The 18,637-nt window shown below is 38.4% G+C and carries 17 protein-coding genes and 3 pseudogenes; 7 read left to right on the forward strand and 13 right to left on the reverse strand.

Annotated elements, in window-relative coordinates:
* Positions 1 to 122 precede the first annotated feature (122 nt).
* A pseudogene (locus tag FTT78_RS04865) lies at positions 123 to 1,085 on the forward strand (MFS transporter); the annotation flags it as partial.
* A gap of 121 nt (positions 1,086 to 1,206) precedes the next feature.
* On the opposite strand, the gene FTT78_RS04870 reads toward FTT78_RS04865, so the two are convergent.
* Both FTT78_RS04870 and FTT78_RS04875 read right to left on the reverse strand, forming a co-directional pair.
* Positions 1,207 to 2,265 carry a 3-deoxy-7-phosphoheptulonate synthase gene (locus FTT78_RS04870; protein ID WP_104851962.1) on the reverse strand — a complete coding sequence of 353 codons (1,059 nt, stop codon included), beginning with the start codon at positions 2,263 to 2,265 and terminating at the stop codon, positions 1,207 to 1,209.
* 517 nt (positions 2,266 to 2,782) lie between these two features.
* Positions 2,783 to 3,898 (reverse strand): S-(hydroxymethyl)glutathione dehydrogenase/class III alcohol dehydrogenase, encoded by a 1,116-nt coding sequence (locus FTT78_RS04875; RefSeq protein WP_004973720.1) that lies wholly within the window; start codon positions 3,896 to 3,898, stop codon positions 2,783 to 2,785.
* 237 nt (positions 3,899 to 4,135) lie between these two features.
* On the opposite strand from FTT78_RS04875, the pseudogene FTT78_RS04880 reads away from it, so the two are divergent.
* Positions 4,136 to 5,659: pseudogene (locus FTT78_RS04880) on the forward strand (phospholipase D family protein).
* Between the two features lie 77 nt (positions 5,660 to 5,736).
* On the opposite strand, the gene FTT78_RS04885 reads toward FTT78_RS04880, so the two are convergent.
* Together FTT78_RS04885 and FTT78_RS04890 are read right to left on the reverse strand one after the other, a co-directional pair.
* Positions 5,737 to 6,321 (reverse strand): uracil-DNA glycosylase family protein, encoded by a 585-nt coding sequence (locus FTT78_RS04885; protein WP_180043776.1) that lies wholly within the window; start codon positions 6,319 to 6,321, stop codon positions 5,737 to 5,739.
* 398 nt (positions 6,322 to 6,719) lie between these two features.
* A complete protein-coding gene (locus FTT78_RS04890; protein WP_180043774.1) occupies positions 6,720 to 7,547 on the reverse strand; it encodes a BRO family protein in 828 nt (275 codons plus the stop codon).
* Positions 7,548 to 7,717: 170 nt separating this feature from the next.
* On the opposite strand from FTT78_RS04890, the pseudogene FTT78_RS13550 reads away from it, so the two are divergent.
* From FTT78_RS13550 to FTT78_RS04915, 5 genes and pseudogenes are all read left to right on the forward strand, one after another.
* Positions 7,718 to 7,849, forward strand: a pseudogene (locus FTT78_RS13550) (Arc family DNA-binding protein); the annotation flags it as partial.
* A 439-nt stretch (positions 7,850 to 8,288) separates the two neighbouring features.
* Complete coding sequence (locus FTT78_RS04900; RefSeq protein WP_180043771.1) at positions 8,289 to 8,966, forward strand: hypothetical protein; 678 nt, start codon at positions 8,289 to 8,291, stop codon at positions 8,964 to 8,966.
* A 2-nt stretch (positions 8,967 to 8,968) separates the two neighbouring features.
* Positions 8,969 to 9,898 carry a hypothetical protein gene (locus tag FTT78_RS04905; RefSeq protein WP_180043769.1) on the forward strand — a complete coding sequence of 310 codons (930 nt, stop codon included), beginning with the start codon at positions 8,969 to 8,971 and terminating at the stop codon, positions 9,896 to 9,898.
* A gap of 201 nt (positions 9,899 to 10,099) precedes the next feature.
* On the forward strand, positions 10,100 to 10,354 hold the full coding sequence (locus tag FTT78_RS04910) for a metal/formaldehyde-sensitive transcriptional repressor (protein WP_180043768.1): 255 nt from the start codon (positions 10,100 to 10,102) through the stop codon (positions 10,352 to 10,354).
* Positions 10,355 to 10,409: 55 nt separating this feature from the next.
* Positions 10,410 to 10,844: a DNA breaking-rejoining protein gene (locus FTT78_RS04915; protein ID WP_180043766.1), complete on the forward strand. Its 435-nt coding sequence runs from the start codon at positions 10,410 to 10,412 to the stop codon at positions 10,842 to 10,844.
* A 91-nt stretch (positions 10,845 to 10,935) separates the two neighbouring features.
* Here the strand turns inward: FTT78_RS04915 and FTT78_RS04920 are convergent, their stop codons facing one another.
* The 9 genes from FTT78_RS04920 to FTT78_RS04960 form a co-directional block, all read right to left on the reverse strand.
* Entirely contained in the window at positions 10,936 to 11,691 is a 756-nt protein-coding gene (locus tag FTT78_RS04920) for a TIGR02594 family protein (protein WP_180043764.1), read from the reverse strand.
* Positions 11,672 to 12,004, reverse strand: a complete 333-nt coding sequence (locus FTT78_RS04925; protein WP_180043762.1) for a hypothetical protein — start codon at positions 12,002 to 12,004, stop codon at positions 11,672 to 11,674. The genes FTT78_RS04920 and FTT78_RS04925 overlap by 20 nt, the downstream gene beginning before the upstream one ends.
* Positions 12,005 to 12,136: 132 nt before the next feature.
* Positions 12,137 to 12,931, reverse strand: a complete 795-nt coding sequence (locus tag FTT78_RS04930) for a LamG-like jellyroll fold domain-containing protein (protein ID WP_180043760.1) — start codon at positions 12,929 to 12,931, stop codon at positions 12,137 to 12,139.
* On the reverse strand, positions 12,931 to 15,648 hold the full coding sequence (locus FTT78_RS04935) for a hypothetical protein (protein WP_180043758.1): 2,718 nt from the start codon (positions 15,646 to 15,648) through the stop codon (positions 12,931 to 12,933). Before FTT78_RS04935 ends, FTT78_RS04930 begins: the two co-directional genes overlap by 1 nt.
* Complete coding sequence (locus tag FTT78_RS04940) at positions 15,635 to 15,811, reverse strand: hypothetical protein (RefSeq protein WP_257221883.1); 177 nt, start codon at positions 15,809 to 15,811, stop codon at positions 15,635 to 15,637. The genes FTT78_RS04935 and FTT78_RS04940 overlap by 14 nt, the downstream gene beginning before the upstream one ends.
* An 8-nt stretch (positions 15,812 to 15,819) precedes the next feature.
* The gene (locus FTT78_RS04945) at positions 15,820 to 16,068 is read right to left on the reverse strand and encodes a hypothetical protein (protein ID WP_218946608.1); all 249 of its coding nucleotides are present in this window, start codon (positions 16,066 to 16,068) and stop codon (positions 15,820 to 15,822) included.
* 8 nt (positions 16,069 to 16,076) lie between these two features.
* Positions 16,077 to 16,994, reverse strand: coding sequence for a phage BR0599 family protein (locus FTT78_RS04950; RefSeq protein ID WP_180043756.1), 918 nt, complete (start codon positions 16,992 to 16,994; stop codon positions 16,077 to 16,079).
* Positions 16,994 to 18,205, reverse strand: coding sequence for a hypothetical protein (locus FTT78_RS04955; protein WP_180043754.1), 1,212 nt, complete (start codon positions 18,203 to 18,205; stop codon positions 16,994 to 16,996). Before FTT78_RS04955 ends, FTT78_RS04950 begins: the two co-directional genes overlap by 1 nt.
* 67 nt (positions 18,206 to 18,272) lie before the next feature.
* Positions 18,273 to 18,623 carry a hypothetical protein gene (locus tag FTT78_RS04960; RefSeq protein ID WP_180043752.1) on the reverse strand — a complete coding sequence of 117 codons (351 nt, stop codon included), beginning with the start codon at positions 18,621 to 18,623 and terminating at the stop codon, positions 18,273 to 18,275.
* Positions 18,624 to 18,637 lie beyond the last annotated feature (14 nt).

The raw sequence follows: 18,637 nt of genomic DNA on the forward strand, positions 1-18,637 counted from the left end.
TTGTTCCATTTTAGAGATTTGTTTAAGATAAGATATAACTCATTGAGATGTGTCATAGTATTCGTCGTTAGAAAACAATTATTGTGACATTATTTCAATGAGTTATCTATTTTTGTCGTGTACAGAGGAAAACCTTATATGTTTCTGAAATCATGTTTTGTCTGTGTAGCGTGGCATACATTTTTGTAGATAGTTTACTGTTTCTACTCGTACTGCGTTTTTTACATGGGATTTGGTTCAGCATTGTCACCACAGTTACCGTCCCTATTGCCAATAACTTTATTCCAGACAGTCGCAAAGGTGAAGGTATGGGCTATTTTTTGGTGTCAGTAAATTTAGGGATTGTATTGGGACCTTTAATTGGTTTAAGTCTGATTCAAAGTGTTTCTTATGCCAGTATTTCTACCTTACTATCCGTCAGTGTTTGGGTAGGTTTCGCCTTCTGTTTAATGATTCCAATTGCGACCCAAAAAGTAAAAACTGAAACAACACCTAAACGTAAATTAGGGCTTCAAGATTTTGTAGAGAAAAAAGCAATTCCTGTATCACTCATGGCGATGATGGTTTCTTTCGCGTATGCCAGTATTATGTCATTTATTTCCACCTTTGCAGAATCACGCAATATGCTGTCTTATGCGAGTTTATTCTTCGTGATATTTGCAGTTTCGATGATGATTTTGCGCCCAATTACAGGCAAAATTTATGATCGTAAAGGGGCGAGTTATGTGATTTATCCTGCAATTATATTATTTGCTTTAGGATTAATTGTCTTGAGTCAGGTACACAGTGTATTCGGTTTTATGTTGGCTGCTGCATTAATTGGTGTAGGGTTCGGGTCTGCCCAACCTTGCCTGCAAACCATTTCAATTCAACGCTCCCCTAAAGATCGTATTGGTCATGCCACATCTACGTATTTTTGTTGTTACGATATTGGTATCGCCTTAGGCGCGTTAATTCTAGGTTGGATTATTGCGGGTTATGACTATACCGCAGCGTATTTGCTCTGTGCTGTTGTGACCTTAATCAGTTTAATTTTCTATAAATTTGTTGTGGCTAAACAACCTAATGCAGATATTCAGGCTTAGTTTTTAATAGCAGCAAAAGAATTGTTATTTTAAAAACTAATCTAAGAAGATTAGATTTTTAAATACTCTCCCACCCAAAAAACCTGAAATTTCAGGTTTTTTGGTTTATGGAGTTTTATTTTTATGCAGTTTTAGCCAAAACCTGACGATTTAAGCTTTCAGCGACCTCAATGAGCAGTTGCTCAGTCTTATCCCAACCTAAGCAGCCATCGGTAACAGATTGACCATAGGTCATCTCGCAAGAAATCTTTTGATTCCCATCCACTAAATGACTTTCTAACATAATGCCACGGACTTGCGTCTGTTCACGTTCTGCCACAATGGTACGCAAGACTTGCGGTTGTTGTTGTGGGTCTTTATGGCTGTTACCGTGACTACAGTCAATAATCAATGCAGGCAACTGCCCTTTGGCTTTGTGCTGAATTTTCTCAATTTCTGCCAATTGATAATTTGGCCCTGAATTTGCGCCACGTAAAATTAAATGCGCGTGTGGATTACCTTGTGATGACAAAATAGCAGGTAAACCCGACTGGCTCATTCCCATGAATTGATGTGGATGACTTGCCGATTGAATTGCATCTAATGCAATTTGAATTGAGCCATCAGTTCCGTTTTTGAAACCAATGCTATACGGCATGGCGCTAGAAATTTCACGGTGAATTTGTGATTCACTGGTACGTGCGCCAATTGCACCCCAAGCCAGTACATCATCAAAATATCCCGTTGCCATTGGGCTTAAAATTTCAGAAGCAATTGGTAAACCCATTTCTATAATTTGTAGATACAGTTCACGTGATTTTTCTAAGCCTAATTGCATGTTTGCAGAGCCATCTAAGTCTGGGTCATACAAAAAGCCTTTCCAGCCTACCGTAGTACGTGGCTTTTCGATATAGGCGCGCATCACCAAGAAAATTTGATCTGAAACTTGGCTTTGTAATTGTTTTAATTTTTCTGCGTATTCGAGTGCTGCTTGCGGATCATGAATTGAACAAGGTCCTGTAATGACCAATAAGCGAGGGTCTGTGCCCGCTAAAATGTTCTGAATAATCTGTCGATGTTGTGCGATTTGTTGTTTTAGCGCAGATGAAAGTGGGAGTTGCGCTTTGAGTTGATGCGGTAAACTTAAACTAATTTCAGTATTGTTGGTCTGTTGTTGTAAAGCAGTATTTAAAGCATTCATTGGTCTGTTCCTTTGGACTGTTTCTCTTTTTTACAGTCCGATCATTTATTTCAGCGTTATGGGTCTAATGGATTGCAAGGTTTGAGTCATAGATTGACTAAAGTAAAACCAATAAAAGTTGCTAAAGTATGAATAATTAACGTTGTACATGATTAAATCTCCGAAAAACCTATAAAATTCAAAACACCAGACATAAAAAAACCTGATCAGGGTTGCCGATCAGGTATCAACTGGTGGGCAACCTTTTGCCCGAACGCGACTCAGGCAATCATTGAAACTGCCAAAAGTAATAGTAAGCGTTTGCGATTAAAGGTTGCTTTAACATCTTGTTTTCATCAAAAAATGAGCTGTTAAAATTAAAATACGCTGTATTGTTCCGTTTGGCAATCCTTTTTGTAAAATAATTTTTATTGGATGTATTTATTAAAATTAAGCTGCTGTTTTAGCGAATCCAGGGGTTAAAAAAACCAAGCCGAAGCTTGGTTTTTGTTGGGTCTTTATTTAAGCGCGTTACTCATCATTGATCAAAATGAATCACACTACGAATAGATTTACCCTCATGCATTAAATCAAAGGCTTCATTAATTTGGTCTAGCCCCATGGTGTGCGTTACAAATGGTTCGAGTTGAATATCACCCTTCATGGCTTCTTCAACCATGCCTGGCAATTGCGAACGACCTTTTACACCACCAAACGCAGTTCCTTTCCAAGTACGACCTGTCACCAATTGGAATGGACGAGTTGAAATTTCCTGACCTGCACCTGCAACACCAATAATAATGGATTGTCCCCAACCACGATGCGCACATTCCAAAGCGGAACGCATCACATTGGTATTTCCAATACATTCAAAAGAATGATCTACGCCCCAACCTGTTTTTTCCACAATGACTTCCTGAATTGGGCGGTCATAATCTTTTGGATTTAAGAATTCGGTTGCACCAAATTGTTCTGCCAATTTGAATTTCTCTGGGTTGGTATCAATGGCGATAATACGGCTGGCTTTGGCTTTATGCGCACCTTGCACAACTGCTAAACCAATACCACCTAAGCCAAATACCGCAACGGTATCGCCTTCTTGGACTTTTGCAGTATTTTTAACTGCACCTAAACCAGTTGTAACACCGCAACCTAATAAGCAAACTTGCTCATGATTGGCTTCAGGATTAATTTTTGCTAAAGATACTTCAGCAACTACCGTATATTCACTAAAGGTTGAACAGCCCATGTAGTGATAAATCGGTTGTCCATTATAAGAAAAACGTGTCGTGCCATCAGGCATTAAACCTTTACCTTGTGTCGCACGTACGGAAACGCATAGGTTGGTTTTACCAGATTTACAGAATAAACATTCGCCACATTCTGCTGTGTAAAGCGGAATCACATGATCGCCTGGTTGAACACTGGTCACACCCTCACCAACTTCAACCACAATACCTGCACCTTCATGGCCAAGAACTGCAGGGAAAACACCTTCAGGATCTTCACCCGATAAGGTAAATGCATCGGTATGGCATACCCCTGTGTGGGTAATTTTGACCAAGACTTCTCCAGCCTGCGGCGGTGCAACATCAATTTCAACAATTTCAAGCGGCTGACCTGGGCCGAATGCGACGGCTGCACGTGATTTCATGAGCAAATTATCCCTAAAAAATACATTAACAGATGATAAGGGGCTGCTGACAATTCGTCTATGTTTGCGATGTGAGAGAGATATCTCGCAAGCTATTTATAAAATATCAACAGACTCTCACAATACCCTCTTTCTATTCAGAGTTTCAAGCATTAACATGAGGATAATCTCCATGTATAAATACAGAATGACTTAAGAATAATCATGAAGATCCAAAGACCTTGTTACTGGCTTGGAATGTTGGCTTTTTTCGCTATTTTACTGACAGGATGCAGTTTACCGATGAATCAAGCGAGCAAAGATAGCCCTGTTGAGCATTATGTAGATCATTGGCTGAATGGTCAGGAAATTGATGCACATTTATCCCAAAATTTAACAGCGTATCTTTCTCTAAATGATGCCTTTAGTAGCATCGCCTCGCGTTTATATTTGATTCAAAAAGCACAGCACCATTTAGATTTACAATATTACATTTGGGAAGATGATTTAATTGGTCAGTTGATGTTGGCTGAACTGCTCAAAGCAGCAGATCGTGGTGTAAAAGTTCGTTTATTAATTGATGATCAAAATGGTACGCAACTTGTTCCAACCTTAAAACGGCTTGCTCAGCATCCTAATTTTGAAATAAAAATTTTCAATCCGTACAAATATCGGCATTTTCGTGTGATGGATTATTTGTTTCGTTTTAAACAAATCAATCGCCGTATGCACAATAAACTAATTATTGCCGATGGGGCGATTGCCGTGACAGGTGGGCGTAATATTAGCCGTGAATATTTTGATGCCAGTGAAAATTTTCAATTTACTGATATGGATATTCTATTCTATGGCAGTGCTGTCCCCCAAGCCAATGCCGTGTTTTTAGAGTTTTGGAATGACGAACTAAGCTATTCAGTAAAGCAATTATTAGGCACAGGCAACGCGTTGCAATTGAGAGAATTGCGTAATCGCTATGAATTAAATGCCAAATATAAAGATAAAATTCGTGAACGTGTGGCTAACGCGCAAGAAGAAGTCAGCATCAAATTAGAACAACATCCTGTACAGTGGGTATGTGCGCATTTTGTGGCAGATTCTCCGAATAAAATTCGGGGTACAGCTCAAGGCGAGCAACTGATTTACAAACAAATGTTAAAGTTAATGGGTGAGCCCAAACAACATTTAGAACTGGTTTCTGCCTATTTTGTCCCAACAGAAGATGGTCTTAAAACACTCACTCAACTGGCTGAAAAAGGAATACAGATACGTGTATTGACCAATTCATTTTTAGCCAATGATGTGCCTTTGGTACATGCATTTTATCAGCAGTATCGCGTAGATTTACTTAAATCAGGTATTCGTTTATATGAATTTAAGCCTTATATTGAACGAAAAAAGCGTACTTGGTATGAAGTTGCAACGGGTAACGTAATTCCTGCCAAAGGCAAAAACGCCTCGAGTTTACATGCCAAATTCTTTGATATAGATGGCATGGTCTTTGTAGGTTCTTTTAACCTTGATCCTCGTTCTGCAAAATTAAATACCGAAGTTGGCTTGGTGTTAGAGTCTGAACAATTGCAAAACGATGTTTCTCAATCTTTAGACCGCTATTTGCCACAAATTGCGTATGAACTGCAATTAGACGAAAACGGTCAAATTATTTAGTTAGATCATCAGGCAGATGGCAGTATTCAAACGTATCATCATGATCCTGAAACCACACAGTTTCAGCGTTTTATGATGAAAACAGTTTCATTATTCCCTATTGAATGGATGATGTAATGACAATAGATAGACATTAATTATGGAAGCGTATTTTTCTTTCTCTGCCATCACTGTCTACAATTATTTAAAGTTACTTATAGTAAGCCTATTTCTTTAAATAAGTTAAAATACGCTTCTGCCTTTTTCTCTAAAGCTAAAGGATAGGCTCGTGAAGATGAAGGCATCCGATATAAATGCAGCTCACGCTTGGCAAAATAGCAATGTGTCGCCTGCCCAATTTGAGGTTTTTCGGCAGATTCAGGCATAGATAACATGAGTGTATCAGTCGCTTTATCGCCTGTGGTCATAATGCTTTGACATAAAGGTATCTTGCTTAAAAGTGCTGCAATATCCATTGGTTTTTCAATCTGTAAAAATTTGTCTGATGCATTGCCTTTTAAGCGAATCACCTGCTGCGCCGTATCTGAAATAGCAATGCCAGTGGTGTTTAAAAAATCAATAATTTTATGAAGATGATAATTTTTAGCTTCTAAATCTAAAAAGTAGTTTTTATCTTGAAAAAAGCATAAGCCCAAAATTCGCCACATATCATTTTGATAATTCGGATAATAAAAATCCATTTTCCAACGGCTTTTAGGTGGTGGAAAACTCCCAAGAATTAACAGCTTGGCATTGGCTGGTAAAAAGGGTTCGAGTGGATGGGTTTCTATTTCTGACATTGTTTAAAATCAATAAGTTATAATGCGATTTAAAAAATAATTTTGACTAAATATCAAAAGACTGTTTCTTAAATTTTAGCATAATTACAGTTTTTTCAACGATACAATCCATTCCATTAAATGCTTTTTTAATTAATGCCTGCAAAATTCCTGCAAAACTTTTGCAAAACCATTATGGAAAATATAGAACGCATTGACCATTATGACAAAATAAAATTATAAAAATTTGGTACTAAAATGGGTGAATTTTCATAAAAAAATAGCGAAAAGTAAGTCACTACTGACTTAAAAACATCGTCTAATACGCTGTTCTCTGGAATGAAAAAGGCACCACAAGATTAATGCCAATCAATCTCTTAACTGACTGGCATTAACCCAAAGGTGGCTAATAAATGTAACTAAATGACAGGGGTTAAACTGCGGCATTCTGACAGTGCTTTGTAGCCTATCCCGCCCTTATGCCAATCATGTCTTTGCGCCAACTCATAAATCGGCATATAGATTTCCCTACCTACAATTTGCCGTGCATCTTCTGCAGCAAATTTAAAATGGTCATGGATGCCATGTCCCATTGTCGGGCTGATCTTACGGATCACGTCTCCAAACTCTGTCCACCAGTGACTGAGCCATAGCGCATGCAGTGCCATTGAACGTGAGCAATCTGAAACAGCAGTATGGCTTTTCTCTGCTTGAGAAAATAACGCTATTAAGTGATGCACGTATTCTACTGCCACTGGTATAGCTTCGTATGGGATGTCTTCTATGTGCTCTACATTGAAGCGTTGATGCACAAGTTTATAGGCTTCTGAGTAATTTAAGTGTTTGGTTTTAGCCACAAGCATATTCACAGCATTGGTTAGTGGTTCACGCTCTGATTTGTGGGTTTTGGCTACTGGTGCATCTACCTCTTTGTCCAAAATATCTAAAACCCATTTTCGGAATTGCTTAGCGATAACTGTTTTGGAAAACATAGCAATTAGGTGAGCACCACGAAGCGAGAAAATACGGTTTTCCATTTCCACTTTACCCGTCTTTCTAACGACACTCATTTTGAGGGTCGTTGTCATTGATGCAGTAAACTCATCTTTATTACGCTCATACACCTGAGTAACTGCATCAGATTTTACATAACCTAGTGCCCCAGCCAATTCGCTCGCAGTTAACCAAACTTGCCCATCTTGCTGCATGGGATTAAATTTAACTTCATTAAATGTTAGACTAATCATGTCTTTTCTCCTGGTAGAGAATTAGATAGAGCCCCTTGTTTGATGTGAGAGTCGCAAGGGGTTTTTTTATCCCCATTGGGGATGCATTAAACTGTATTCTTCAAAATATATGTTGTCAATCCCCATTGGGGATATTATTATGAAAATAATTTGGACAGAACTAACTAAAAATGGCTAGAAATTTAGACGTCGAATACAAAATGCGTATGACGCAAGAGCTAAAAGACAAAATTGTCGAATCGGCTAAAGAACTAAATCGCTCAATGAATGCGGATATTGTGGCTCGACTTGAAGAAAGCTTTTTGAGAAATGAGAGTTCTGCTCCTGCCAGTTCTGATGTAAAAATCATTCATTTAAAAAATGGAAAAAAACGTGTGGTTTATGGAAAGTTGCTCAATACGCTTGATTTAGACTACACACAAGAACTCTCTGACCTACAAAATGACATTCACCTTTCTCTTGAAGTATTAAGTGGCTCTTCTTTTTGGAATTCATTAAAGTTTTTCAATAAAGATGTTTTAGTTTTTAAGGGCGACAATCATATTGATGTTGTAGATAACGGTAAAAGAAGTCTTGGTTGGTTGGTTGTAGAAGATCATTGTCTCTAATGACAAATAAGTTTATAAATCTTAGTATTTTGATCTTTATTAGGATTGAAATTCTATGCCAAATCTAGTTAAAGTAACTCACTCTCTTTTCTTACTACTAGTTTGTAAAAGTCTTTAAAGTATGGAACACAAAATGACCATTTCAGATCTGCAATTTGCCTTTTTTTTTGCAAATCCACCTGTAAACCTTAAATTTGATGAGTTTTCAGTTTCCTTAAGAAAAAATACAGTTTTCTCAACTAACAATTTAGACTTACAAACTTTCATATTTCCAATTCCGAATGATGTGCCAGCAGAAATTCCGCGATGCCAAATTTCTTCATCAGACCAAAGCTTCAACTTAAATATATCAGGTGCTAGATGCGATGTTAATTTCAAATACGGTCATCAAAATTCAGTACAGATATTCAATGATATATTAAAAGCAACTATGGAGATTTTTCAGCAGGAAAGAATAGAAATAATTCGTGTTGGCTATGTAACTAGACATATACTTAAGCACCCAAATCCTGATGTGATAATTAGAGAGAAGTTCTTAAAATTTGATGAAACAAATTTATGTGAACCGCTAATTCGCTTTGTTATTAAAACTGAACTTGGACAAAGTATATATAATGATGTTTACCAAATAGAAGTTGCTAAACAAAGAAATTTCGTTACAGGAAATGAAGATAATATTATTTTAATTACTCAAGATTTCAATACTTTACCTGAAGAAACTGATGTTATAACGCTTAGTGATTTGAAGAGCTTTGTGCAGAATATTCCTAATAGCAATATTCAACATTACATTAAATTACTTAGTGAATAATAATGTCTGATAAAGAATCAAAAAAATTAGAAGATGGAGAGGTTATATATCCTTCTCCTAAATCTTCAATTACTTCAATAGGCTCTAACAATACAATCACGTTCTCAAGCACGGCGATTGAAAAGTTAAATAGTGAAAAAAATTCCACAAAAACAACCGAACAACAATCTATACCTCAAACTATTTCTACTGCCAGAGTACAAGGCTCCTTATTTACAGGAGCAATTAAAAATAATACAAAATCGTCTACAGTAAACTCACAAAAAGCCTCAGAAATACCAATAAGACATTTTGATTTTCAAAATAATGAGTTTGAAAAACTAAAAAATTTAGAATTAATTCTAGAAAGCAAGGCTGATGGGATAGAGAAAGCCCTGCTAGAAAAGCAAAATACAGCTCTGAAGTCACTCAATACATCTTTAAATAAAGCCTTAAAAGATATTGATGCGCATAAAATTGAAACTAAAGAAGAATTAAAAGAAACTCGGAACTCAGTTCTAGGCACTATTGCGTTGTTTGCTGCTTTTTTTACGTTTGTTTCAGTGAATGTTAATATTTTTACCAAAGCTGAAAATGTTATGCAGTCTATTATTTTTATGCTCTCATTTTGGCTATGCATAATTGGTTTTATATCTTTATTTTTTCTATTTTTAAATAAAAGTAAAGATATAGCCATGCATAAAACGATTGAGTTTGGAACAACTTTAGGTTGTATTCTACTCTCAGTAATTCTGATGTTTTTATTATTCAATCACACCGATTCGGAGTCTTATAAAAAAATTAACGATAAGTTAGCAGAAATTCAAAAAGAAAATGATAATTTAAAGAAAGAAAACACCGCATTAAATGAAAAAATACATAAAAATCTAAAAGTACTTGATGAGCAGATTATTGAATTGCGTAAGAATCAATATCAATTGAATCATCAATGATCCTAAAAATGAAGTGCCTCCAGAGTATTAATTTTTCACTTAGTTCTGAATTTATCTCACTATTCTCCTTAAGTCATATACATTGTAATTTATATATATTTAAAATCACTCAACACAAATTGAACAAATTTCAATATTTCTTTTAGGTATTTTTATATATCTTAAAGGTTGGTTTATTGAAACTTAAGTTTATAAATTAGGATGAAATCTAAAAGCACTTTAACCAGAGTGAGAAGAATTGAGGGGCAAATTAATGCGATTCAAAGTCGCCTAGCGGATAGTGATGCTACTTGTACTGAAATTCTACAGCAGGTTGCAGCGGTTGACGGCGCAGTAAATGGGCTTATGCGCCATTTGATTGAGAGCTATCTGAAAGAGCGTGTATTCGCAAATACGGAAGAATCTGACCCTGAAAAGTTGGAAGAGTTTCTGACTCTATGTAAGCGGTATTTATAAATTACTCATTAAACCGATCTAGAAGTTGATATCTTTAAATATACTGGACATTGTTATGAAAAAAATATTGAAAGTTGCTGTGTTGGTGTTGGTTGCCTGTTCCTTTGGTGCAATTCATGCATTTGCAAAACCTGTTGAAACGCCTGTGGTCTTTAAAAAAGGCACTTATGGCACAGAAGTTAAGGGAAATTTTAAAGGGTATGATGATGCACGATACACTGTACGTGCCCAGCGTGGACAAATTTTAAAATTTAATATTTTGAGCACAAGGGATTTGGCTTACGTTAATGTCTATGCACCCGGAGATAAACCAGGTAAAGCAGAAGCAATCTATATTGGTTCAACATCACCAGACTCTACAGGTGAAATTATTTTGCCTGAAACTGGTGTTTATACTATTCAAATTTATCAAATGAGAAATTCTGCACGCTTAGGTAAAGCAGTAAACTTCAAATTAGATTTAAAAATTTTAAACAATATTAAAAAGTAAGCGGTTTAATTCAGAAAGAAAAGCCCCTTTAGTTGGTCTAAATAATGTCCAACTTTCGGGGGCAGTTCACTTAGCGGGCTTTTTTATACGCTTAAGCTTCTGATACCTGTGTTGCTGTCACACCTTGCATAATTGGCAAGTTATAGCGATGAGATGCTGGCTGTGAAGTCATTCCATACCAGCGGAATTCCTGAAATTCAGATTCAGCATACAGTGCATACGACACAGCATTACCTTGGTTTCCACCTAAACACACCAATTTACCAGTTTTGCTATCTCGACCCACCACAAAACAAACATGACCACCGCCCTTGCGTGTTTTGATCGCTACACAACCATAAGCGGGCTTTGTTAGCTTAGTACCATAATTCACATAGTCCAATGCTCGATACCAGTGTTTTGGATACTTTACACCTGCAATCCGCAGGCAATGCGCCGCAAATACACCACACCATGGTGTTTCATCTTCTGCCCACCATGCACCCAATGATTTAAGCCATTTCAAAATAACAGGGTTATGTGCTGTTTTACTGGTGTTTTCACGCAAACCAATATGCTTCTTGGCTTCCACCATCCACGCCAAATCATTTGTTGGTATTTTTGCCAAAGGTTGAATGGAGAATTCATCAAGCAATGGCTCGTGTAATTCAGGCTGAGGAATGCGTTTACCGATCTCTCGCAAAACTGGCAGAACCAGAGACAAGATCAGCGCATGATATTCGATTGGGATCCATTGTTTATCCAATCCTAATTGAATCAAAATTGGCAATGCCCCTAATAAAAAAAGCCCCCATGTTGGGAGCTTGACCTGAAGAAAGTTCCAGGGATTAATTCGATTTTGTTCCACTTTTCATATCCTCTCGCTGACTTTTAACAATAGCTACATCTTGTTTGAGTTGATTAATTGAATTGATTGTCCAGCTGCCGCCTGAAATGGCGATACTGATAACAATCCCTAAGCCCCACTTAAGCATTGAAATAGCACCCTGATCTCTGTGATTTTGCACTTCTAATGCTTCCACTTTGATCCGTTGTTGTTCCAAGGCTTGGTGGTAACTTCTATTAATTGCGTTTGCTTCAATCAGTTGTTCAGATACTCGCTGTAGCTTATCTGTAACTTCATTCAATTTTTTCCAAAGTGATGCACTTGGTTCATTCACTTGCGCCCCCTATTTTTTCGCAATAAAAAACGCCCTTTTGGGCGCTTGCTTCAATTTAAATTTTTACACTTCAATCTGTACTACATCACCGCCAACCCCTAAATTTTGGTAATAAAAAGCACCCGAAGGTACTTATACATAAATTCCTTTGTACACATTGACTTTGTGAACACGCCCCCTATACCCAGCCGTCCCTGACCAGTTGATGCCAAATAAGCGACCGCCACCGACATTCAAGTTGACATTTTTACCTGCAATGTTAATTGTGCCCGCAACAACATTGTTCACTCTAAAACTAAGCACATCACCGTTTCTTGATAACTTGATGTTATACAGAGTATTAACTACAAAAACATGCGGGCAGTTAAGCGACACACCATTGTACTGATCGTTGAAATATAACTGACTACCATTAAAGCCGTACTGTACATATGGTGTATGTTGCTTTGCGCCAAACAGCATACGATAAGATGTTAAATTTGTTGGATATATCTCCATTTCAAGCGTAAAGTCCTTGCTACCGAAATTCAACGCATCGCTAAGTGTATCAACATACTGAGAACCATCGAATATCGCATAATCATTCTCGAATGTTGGCAGTGTTGCACTCCATGTCCAGACTGGTTGTGTAATACCATTATCCTCAAACACTGAATCAAAAGATAATGCAATCACACGACGTGCAAGCAACGGATCTGCATACATTGACTGGCTCTGTGAAAATGCTAATTCAGCGCCACGAACAGCAGCAAATGCATAGTAGTAAGTATTGCCGTCTACTACAGTTGTGTCTGTATAATCACACGCTAAAAGTCCTGTTGCGATTGGTGTAGGTGGATTTTGTGGGTCGATAGCCACAGTGTCACGGTATAGATTAAAACTATCTGCACCACCATCATGCAATGCAGTTGCTCGTATACTTGGCATTATAAATACTCCAATTTTAAGTCGTATGGCGCTGTCACATCAGGCGTGTATTTAAGTTTGAGGTTGTACGGAGCTTCAAGCGCTGCTGTGCTGAAAATGTGCTCAAATTTCTGCAAGCTTTCATAGCCATCTCGAACAGAAAACAGTTCGATCCTTGTTCTTGGCGCTAAAAATTGCGCATCAATCACCATATTATTTGCTGTAATTTCAGAAACTTCATGAATAGTCAGATCTGTCTCATCATCAAAGATTTTAACCTTATATGTAACACCCGTTTCAGAAGTCACATCCTCATTAAACCAACTAAGAACCTCACCACCTGTTTGTTGCAGTCTATTACGATGTGCCCACGTCAACGCTAAATGATCATCAATAAATGATGGCCAATACTCACCGTTAATTTTTACATTAGCTGGTGGATAAGGTCGAATTGCACGCGCTTGAATTTCAACCGCTGTTCCTGTTGTTGAAAGCTCTTGAATCCCGCTCGGCGTTGTTGTTAAAACTTGCGCTTCAACAATTTCGCTCTGTGTGTATTGGGTTGAATCAAAAGCCACATCAGGTAAATCGAAAACAAATAAATTGCCAGAATTGTGTTTTTTCGGAATAGTATCTAGAACACCGCGCTTCACTGTTAAAACTTTTGTTTCACTATTAAAGCTCACAAATCCCATTAACTCATCATTCAACAAAATAAAGTTATTTGAATTTGCTGTTTGGGTTAGAGATCCTGTGACCACAAAAGCAGACGCAGTTTCATTTATCGACTGGTCCAGCTGCAAAATATCGCAGTAATCAAGTCGAGAAACCTGTTCAAATTCACCCATACCACCATCTGTAGATAGCAGCGCATTAAGTGAGTTATTTTGCGGCTTTGCTGCAATTGCTGCGACATAGCCAATATTAGGGTTGTTAGATAATTCCAAATCTGCATTTGTTTGGCCTGCGCGGAGCACAGTTAAATAATACGGAGCTTCAAATACTGCGTTCATGCTTGGCTGCGGCGGCTGCGGTGCCGCATTGATCGGAGCATCAACCACAATACTGGTGTTCATTTCGCCTGAATACGGGATCACTTCTTCAAAATCAATGGTCACAGTGTTGTCAGTACCGTTGCCTAAATTGATTTTCATAATTCGAACTAAAATTGAGCCATTCCATTTTTTAGACCATGGCAAACGAATCAAATCGTACCGATTCCATTTACGCGCTTCTTTCCAACCAGTCGTAAGGCTTCCTGACCAGGCTGGGGTGGAGAACTGTTTTAATTTCCAGTTCGCCACAATTTCAGCATTTCGCATATTCATAAAATATGGAAAATCAATAGATTCGGCATTTGCCTTGCCCATCGTTAAAATTGAGCCATTTTCATAAACTGAGAAAGTTGAGTTCTTGATGCGCTTGCGATCGTAATATGTAACATTGAGTTGATTTACAATGTCATCACTATTCATGACTTCAAGTGATAAATCCTTAATCTTGTTTTCAGCAATAGTATGAATTTCATCTTCAGCAAACCAGTCATCACGAAATAAGACCATTTCATACAAGCCAGTTTGGCGATTTACACGGATTCCAGCTTCAATGTGATAGCAAAGCTCCTCGATAGCATCAATACATGATTTTTCATCAATTGCCCAGGATATGCCTAAACATTCATCGTAAATTCTATTTGCAGCTTCAATAAAGTTTGCATCATTAATATCAGACTCAGGCTTGCCCATCGCTGTGTCGTCAGTCAGGATTTCTCGTATTTTATGTATCGGGTTAATGTCACCCCCATCCCCTGGTATTCCTGAGTATGTTGCAATGACATCTGCTTGAAATGAAATACTACAAGGTGAATACCCCCCTGGATTAGCATTCCAATATGTATTTTCTGCAATTATCGTTAGAATATCTCCACCCCCAAATACTGATACATCTAGATCAATGTGTTCTTTGCTACCAGCACCATATTTATTAATCGAGTGAATAATTGTGTTTTCCGCTTCGAATGAGAAATAACATTCATTATCAGCAGAGATTTTAATTAAATAGCGCACCATTCCTGGTAAAGCTACCTTCGCCTTATATTGTCCAGGTGCAACACCAACTCCACCCCAGCTCATACCACCAAAAAAGGGGAAATTTGGCGCTAATATTGCTGTGCTAGTATTGTCCACTGACGGAAACGTATATGTGTTGGCATTCGCTTCAATTTTTCCAGTTGATAAACCTAGAGTTTCATCTACCTTATAAGTGGGTATCTCTGCTTTTTCGTCATACCACTGCACATCCCCATTGTTTTTCACATGAATGCGCTTCACCCAGAGCAGCATCTCTTTCATGTAGCCTGAGTTGCCGAGGTAGAAACCTGGTGTTGTAAATGTGCGGCCTAAAAATGGATCTTGAAAGCTATAGCCGCGAAACAATAAATAAGACTGATATGGATAGCCTGAGACTAGTGGTAAATATTGTTGGTAGACTTCGTTTGGTTCTTGATCTGGTGTGCCGAAGTGAATGTCAATATTCCCAGATACACCACCCTCATTTTCACCAAAAAGATTTCCCTCCAATACAGGTAGTAAATTTGGCGGATGCTTTAATGGGTCATGAACAACCCACTTTCGGTTATCGAAATTAACAGCTATTAATTTCTCAATACGGTTTCCAATAAACGCAGCAAACTTCGCATAGTAACGATACCCAACTACCTGAGAACTACTTCCGCCCATTTCTAGCCACCTCAACTACTTGCAAGGCCATTGCATCTTTCGTGTTTATAAAATCCTGAGCATCACGACCATTTTTAAGAAAATCTTGCCAATCCCAACCTTGACGCAAAAAAAATGCCCGTGTTCCGCCCGAACACATTTTTGCTTTTCGAATGTCCGACATATAAATTCTCATTTCTTGCCGCCTTTCTGCTTGATTGTTGATGTGGTCTTATCCCAAATATCCGTGATGTTGGCATGCATGTGTGGACTGCCAGCAATGTCGCAAAAAGAAGTGCCTTCATCCGCAATCGTGCCATCTAGCTGATTTGGCTTAGGTCGGTTTTTCTTCTGCATTTTGCGCATTTGCAGAAATGTATAAACAGCCATTGCTGCTGTGATAGCTAGAAATGCATAAATAAGCCATGGTGCAATAACCATATAAACCTCTATTTAATTAATTGCGTTTCCAATGGATTCTCAGTCGGCATATTTGGATGCCCGCCATAGCGCAAATGATTATTAAATTTCTCGTGACAAGTTTTGTGTGACTGATCACAACCAGGTGCGACTCGCACCACGTCACCGACTTTCAATCCGATATGCTGACGATAGAGTCGAGAGCTGTTGCTCCCACTATTAATGATGAATGTATAGACACCATCTTTTTGCAGCACACCGCGATTGAGCCATCCTGCAGGATAGGTTTTAACTTCCATTACTGGATCGCCATCTGTATAGGTTGGATTACCTTGCCCGTCTAAAACAGGCTCGCCAAATTCATCCAACACAGGTACTTGCTCAAAAACAGGATCACCGCTTTCATCCACAACTTGAGTTGGATTTACTGTGTAAGAAACATTTAAGCCGTCGATTGCAGTTACAGTCACTTCAAACGACCACTCGTTAAAATCCAAACCACAAAACTTGTCGTAAATGTTATTCATGCACGTGCGCTGATATTTTCGAGTCAAAATCTTGCGACGCATAAAGCTTTCAGCAGTTGAGCAGACTAGCGTCATAGTGTTGTCGCGATCGCTAAATTTAGGCTGCGTTACACGCCCCTTGAACAACACAAGCGACTCACCTGCATCTAGCTCAATCAATGTGAAATACACCGATTCAAGATAAATCTTGTTTAAAAAAACTTGAGCAAAGCTCTGTTCTTGCTCGTTGTTTAATAAGTCAGGATGTGGAAAGGTTAGCTCGACTTCGCACTTATCAATGTCTGCATCTTCAATGTTGCCGCGACTCAAGCCGCGCACAGGGTAATAAGTCACATTGTTATGCGTCACTGCTTTACGTGCGCTAGTGAAGCGCCATTGCTTCGCACCATGTGCAAATTGATAAAGTTCTACACGTGCCATTAGTGCTCAATCTCCACGATTGGTACGGTGACTTGTGATTTGCCACCGCCTAAAAATTGGAATTCAATATGGTCAGCATCGAAGCGATAAAGGCCCAAATAATAGATAGATTCAATGTCTTTTTGCTGGGCATTAATTGCAGGCGATACTGTTATGCTGTTTGCGGTCTTAGCGGTAATTGCGTGTGCCGACCATGTGCCGTTTTTACGTTTCACAGCAATGTGTTTTCGATCCGCCTCAAGCAAATACTTTGTGTTTGTACTGAGTGAGGTTGTGATATTTGCAGTATTCAAAACATTCAAATGCTGCTCATAAAGCGGCATCCAAAATTCACGGAAACGCCCTGCTCTGCGATATAGAAAATGCTTATATGCTTGGTATTCAGACCAACTACGCAACAATGATCGAAAAGGTTTTGTGTAACGTGGCTTTGCATGATGTGAATACCACTGAAAGCCACCGACATCACCATCAATAATGTTTTGATGTTGGGTTAGCATCATTTCCAATGAATCACTATCTAGCAGTAATGGCTTCCAGTAGATGTCCTGATTTTTATATTGCTCTGGTGCTTCAGCTTCAAATTCGGGTAAATCTTCAGCCAACACTCGGAAAACCATTGATGTGTTAGACCAAAAGCCGCCTGTGTTAATCGAAGCATCACCTTCAATAATGCAGATACGCATCGGCATAATGACCGCATTGGTTGCTGTGATATTTTCAGCAAGCCTAAAGCCATCTTGGTATTCGGTAATTAACTCTTGAATAACTTCATCGGTTTCAGGATCGCGTACCTCTTCTTGCACAATGATGTAGCGACCACGTTCGGTAATCTCGACTGCTCGACCACCTTCGTTGCTCTCAATAAAAGCAAAACCGACTCTAAGGTCGGCTATGGTGTCTGTTGCATCGAGAATGATGTAGTCATCATCGGTCATATCAGGGATGCTTCGTTTTACTTGTCGAAGCGGAATACCCCACTGCTTACGCAAATTTGCATAGAGCATGTGAAACATATCGCCCATAGCTTTACGCATCTGCACATAATTAAAGCTTAAAACTTGGCGAGGTGCATCACGAAGTGGATAGCGCAATTCAGTGCCATCAAACGATTCATGCACTTCTGTCATCCACTCAAGGCGTTCAGTCGAATCAAGCAGAGGGCAATTTGCTAATACATGCACCTCACCATATTTGGTTTGTATTTTCATGTTGTCCTCATAAAATAAAACCCACCGAAGTGGGCTTATGCAAATCCTAATTCCTAACTATGTTGTCTTATGAGAAGTTCAACTCACAGAATCGCTCTAATTCACGAATATAGGTACTTTTCACCAAGTTCATTGTATGTACATGGATTCGCTCAAGTGTCTTACTTAAGACATCTTTCCACTCTTTATGTAATGGGTTTTCATCACTATCACTAATTACAGGAAATTCTAAAGGCCCAATAAATAATGCTTCAAAAATTGGCTTAAACTCGCCTTTGAATTGATTTGCGTAAGACTCAAACCCAGTGCCACGAAAGTCTTGATCAATGACATTACACATGGCTTCCCAAGCTTTTATTCCAACACTATCGATTTCTATATCGGATTCAGCCTTAATAAATTTAACTATATTACCCAAAACATTCTCCAAAA

Origin of the sequence: Acinetobacter sp. YH01011, from assembly GCF_013420785.1 — a bacterium.
In the GTDB taxonomy this organism is placed as follows: Bacteria; Pseudomonadota; Gammaproteobacteria; order Pseudomonadales; family Moraxellaceae; genus Acinetobacter; species Acinetobacter towneri.